The organism is Antrihabitans spumae (genome assembly GCF_043944905.1).
Lineage (GTDB): Bacteria > Actinomycetota > Actinomycetes > Mycobacteriales > Mycobacteriaceae > Antrihabitans > Antrihabitans spumae.
Window position 1 is genome coordinate 1 of sequence record NZ_JBIMSN010000131.1, and the last position, 920, is coordinate 920.

Sequence of the window (920 nt, forward strand, 5' to 3'; positions counted from 1 at the left end):
CGCTTCCCCCGAACTCTGTCCGGGATTGAGCGTGTCCAACACGAGGGGTCAAGGCCCGACAGTGCATACGCGTGCATAAACATTCAGCACGTAACGTCGCTGCTGCTATGTAGTAACTCCGGTCCTGGATCGTTTAGGTCGATCAGTGCACCATGCTCGTCATCCGCATCCAACTCCGCTGCGACGTCTTTCGGCCACGATGACATCACCGGCTCGACGTATCAGCCACAGCGACGGGCATCGAATTATGAGGGCGAAAAAGCGCTCAGTTGAATCTCGCTGGATTCATGCTTCTAGTTGGGCAGACTGTTGATCATTGTGATCGCCAGCGCCAATAACTCGTCGTCTTTCTCTTGCGGAGAAGGGCGCTGTTCGCGCCAGTAGGGACTATTGACGTCAACTAGAAAGCTGCGTTTTCCAGTGTAGAATTCCATCGAGTTACCGAACAACCTGATTTGCCTTCCCGGTGCATCCGCGAAACCTGCGTTGTACGGTCCGACCTGTACATCCATGGTCCCGATGTTGCTCTCGCTTTTGTAGCTGCATGTATGGCCGCCATCAATATTGTCGAACGCTTCATGGGATATTTCGCCGCCGAGCACATCGGCAACGTCTTCGTCGCTGATCAGAGAGCATGCGTTGACCATGCCGCGAAGATCTGAGGGGGCACCTGAGGGAACGTCTCTGGAGCGACTTTCTATGGTTGAGACGTTCGCGGCCGATGTCGCCACTGGTTCCCCAACATCGGACGATGTCTCCGGTGACATACATGCGCACACGCCGATCAACATCGTTCCTGAGAAAACTGCCAAGCACATTCTCTTTTTCAATGCGAACTCCTCAGTTGATTACTCTGCTCAACCACTAGCCCAGATCTTTCTCCGGGCTGACGTGCCGGCTTGATCTGTTTCGGATTGGGT

1 protein-coding gene is annotated in these 920 nt (G+C 54.2%); it reads right to left on the minus strand.

Annotated elements, in window-relative coordinates; genetic code table 11:
- Positions 1-293: 293 nt before the first annotated feature.
- Positions 294-647, minus strand: a complete 354-nt coding sequence (locus ACHIRB_RS26445) for a DUF3558 domain-containing protein (RefSeq protein WP_395117816.1) — start codon at positions 645-647, stop codon at positions 294-296.
- Between the last annotated feature and the right edge of the window lie 273 nt (positions 648-920).

Bases quoted from the DNA above. Each gene is read 5' to 3' on its own strand.
- ACHIRB_RS26445 (WP_395117816.1), bottom strand. From the start codon at position 647: ATGGTCAACGCATGCTCTCTGATCAGCGACGAAGACGTTGCCGATGTG.